The following is a 3,463-nucleotide window of genomic DNA, read 5'->3' on the forward strand; positions in this document are numbered from 1 at the left end:
CCTCTATTTCTCCTTAACCGAGCAGTATTGCCATCAATGCCTCATTGTTTATCCTTCATACCACACGCGATCGCTGCCTTTATCCTTTATTAGTATTTATGTACTATATTTAGATGCGTTTGCCCTGATCCCTTACTAATCAAGCAGGTATATATGTAAATGGGGTTGGTGGCGGTAATATAGCAGTCAATGCCAGGAATCTAGAGATATTGGGAGGAGGTGTCCTAAGTGCTGGTAGTGCTGGTAGTGCTGGTATTGGGCGAGATTCGGGGACACCGGAAACTGTTGTTGCAGGAGATATTACGCTTAATGCTACCGGATCAATCAAGGTTTCTGATGGGAGTGGTGTTTATAATATTGTTTTTATTCCTACTAATCTTGTTTTGGGGCCACTTGGTAATGGAAGCAACATTACTATCGATTCTGGTTCTTTCTCGTTACAAGATGGCGCTCAACTTCGAACTTCAACTTATGGACAAGGAAATGCGGGGAATGTGACAGTACGGGCACGAGATGCTGTAACTCTAGCAGATGCTGACATTTCCACCGCGGTGTCAGCAGGGGGTGTAGGTAAAGGTGGCAATATCGACATTAATGCTGCAAGCCTGTCGCTAATTGATGGCGCTCAATTGCTAACCATTACTCGTGAAGCATTTGCTAACCAGCTAGCAGGGCGGAGGGATGCGGGGAATGTCAATGTTAATGTTACAGGTATTGTTAATATTGCTGGTTCTTTTAGTGGGATTAGCAGCTTGGTGGAAACTGGGACAGTTGGCAATTGGGGTAACATTACTATCGATTCTGGTTCTTTCACATTGCAAGATGGAGCTAAAATTGAAGCCTCAACATTTAGACAAGGGAATGCAGGGAATGTAACAGTGCGGGCACGAGATGCTGTAACTCTAGCAGATAATGCTTCCATCCTCAGCACGATACAACCAGGAAATGTTGGTAAGGGAGGTAATATTGACATCAATGCTGCAACACTGTCAATAATTGATGGCAGTCAACTGCAAACCCTAACTCGTGAAGCATTTGCTACCCAGCCAGCAGGACAGGGCGATGCGGGGAATATCAATGTTAATGTTACTGGCATTGTTGATATTGCCGGGGAAAAAAACGGTTCTGTTAGTGGGATTCGCAGTTTCGTGAATACGGGGACTGTTGGCAATGGGGGTAACATTACTATCGATTCTGGCTCATTCTCATTACGCGATCGCGCTGAACTTGTTGCCTCAACATTTGGACAAGGGAATGCGGGGAATGTGACAGTACGGGCACGAGGTGCTGTTTCTCATGCAGATAATGCTGCCATCTTCAGCACGGTGGAACCAGGGGGTGTAGGTAAAGGTGGCAATATCGACATCAATGCTGCAACACTATCACTAATTGATGGCGCTAGACTGGAAACCATTACTCGTGAAGCATCTGCAACAGCGCCAGCAGGACGGGGAGATGCGGGGAATGTCAATATTAATGTTACTGGTAGTGTTAATATTGCTGGGGAGAAAAATGGTTTTAACAGTGGGATTCGCAGCAGTGTGTCCGCGGGGACAGTTGGCAATGGGGGTAACATTACTATCGATTCTGGTTCCTTCTCGCTACGCGATCGCGCTGTACTTACTGCCTCAACCCTTGGACAAGGGAATGCGGGGAATGTCAATGTTAATGTTACTGGCGTTGTTGATATTACTGGCGAAAAAAATGGTTTACCCAGTGGGATTAGCAGCTTAGTGGAAACTGGGACAGTTGGCAATGGAGGTAACATTACCATCAATTCTGATTCCTTCTCGTTACGTGATGGCGCTCAACTTACTGCCGAAACTCTTGGACAAGGAAATGCAGGCATAATTAAAGTTAATACTGCTGATTTTTTTACCATTTCTGGCAAGAGTTCTAATTTGAACATCAGCAGTGGCTTGTTCGTTAACTCCCAAAGTCCGACGGGTACTGCTGGAGATATTATCGTCACCTCACCTAGAGTTACTTTAGACAACAGTGGCAGACTAGACGCCGAATCTGCATCAGGTAACGGCGGTGACATCAGCCTACAAACTGATTTACTGCTTCTGCGTCGTGGCGCTCAAATTACCACCACCGCAGGCACAGCCCTAACTGGTGGAGACGGCGGTAACATCGCTATCAACGCACCGTCTGGCTTCATCGTTGCCGTGCCTGGCGAAAACAGCGATATCAGTGGCAATGCTTTTACAGGCAAAGGTGGAAGAGTTGATATTAAAGCCTTTGGCATTTATGGTATTGGGTTTCGTGAAAGTCAAACTCCCTTGAGCGACATTACTGCTAGTTCAGAATTTGGTACACAAGGCACTGTCGAACTGAATACACCTGGTATCAACCCCAACAGTGGCTTAGTCAACCTGCCAACAGTACCAGTTGATACCCAACTAGCCCAAGGTTGCTATAGTCCTGGTTACGCTCAAAACCGATTTGTGATCACTGGACGCGGCGGTTTACCACCCAATCCCAAAGACATTCTCACTCCAGATGCAACCCAAATAGGTTGGGTGCCTTTTAAACCCCACAATAACAACCGTTCCCTACCACTTGTTACTAATAAACCAACAACTAAACCAACGACCTCCACTCCTCAACGCATTGTTGAAGCCACAGGTGCAGTGCTAAACGCCAAAGGACAAATAGTCCTCACTGCTAATTCATCTAACGTTACTTCTCATACTTCCAGACAGAACCCAATTCAATGTCATGGTAGCTAAATCAGTTAATTCACGACTCGAGATTCAATTTCAATCAAACCCATCAGCTTTTCTTCAAACGTAGTCAAATACGGTCGCTTCAACTCTTCTAAGCACTTCAAAATTGCCTCTGCTGGTGCTTCTAGCTTGCCATCGTCCCGTAGCCTACGAATGCGATCGCTGATTAGCTGCATCTGCTGACATTCCGACTCCAGGTAATTCAGTGGTTTCAAGTGGTCAATTCTAACGGTGTACTGCCCATACCAGAAAAACAAAAGATTAGCTGGTAGTATTTATGTAATATACTAAAACCACATAATACCTTTATGCGAATTGAACCATACGAAGATAGCCAACTTGATACCATCAAAAGTCTTTCACTCCGCGCATGGAGTCCGGTCTTTGATTCGATTCAAAAAGCGATGGATATTGAGGTTTACCATTCATTCTACCCTGATGGCTGGCGTGTAAGCCAGCTTAATGCTGTTGAGTCCGTCTGTACTATGGCAGACATAAAAGTGTGGGTTGCCATCGACTCTAATTCAACTGTGGGCTTTGTAGCCGTGAAACTCCATTCAGAGAGTAGTATGGGAGAAATCTATATGATTGCGGTTGATCCAGATTAGGGACTTCCAGAAAATAAAATATACAGTTACTAAGAATGATAATCATTGTTAGGGGGGTGGGATAGGCTGCCAACGGCAGCCTATCCCACCCCAATTTGTAGTAAATTCAATGATGATTCGATT

The 3,463-nt window shown here is 45.2% G+C and carries 3 protein-coding genes; 2 read left to right on the top strand and 1 reads right to left on the bottom strand.

What is annotated here, in order from left to right; translation table 11 throughout:
* The first annotated feature begins 209 nt into the window (after positions 1–209).
* Positions 210–2,735, top strand: coding sequence for an S-layer family protein (locus tag LC608_RS36475; protein WP_229558158.1), 2,526 nt, complete (start codon positions 210–212; stop codon positions 2,733–2,735).
* Between the two features lie 5 nt (positions 2,736–2,740).
* On the opposite strand, the gene LC608_RS36480 is transcribed toward LC608_RS36475, so the two are convergent.
* Entirely contained in the window at positions 2,741–2,947 is a 207-nt protein-coding gene (locus tag LC608_RS36480; protein WP_229558159.1) for a hypothetical protein, read from the bottom strand.
* A 93-nt stretch (positions 2,948–3,040) separates the two neighbouring features.
* On the opposite strand from LC608_RS36480, the gene LC608_RS36485 reads away from it, so the two are divergent.
* Positions 3,041–3,340, top strand: a complete 300-nt coding sequence (locus LC608_RS36485) for a GNAT family N-acetyltransferase (protein WP_229558160.1) — start codon at positions 3,041–3,043, stop codon at positions 3,338–3,340.
* The last annotated feature ends 123 nt before the right edge of the window (positions 3,341–3,463 follow it).

Origin of the sequence: Nostoc sp. XA010, from assembly GCF_020829625.1 — a bacterium.
Taxonomy (GTDB): Bacteria; Cyanobacteriota; Cyanobacteriia; order Cyanobacteriales; family Nostocaceae; genus Nostoc.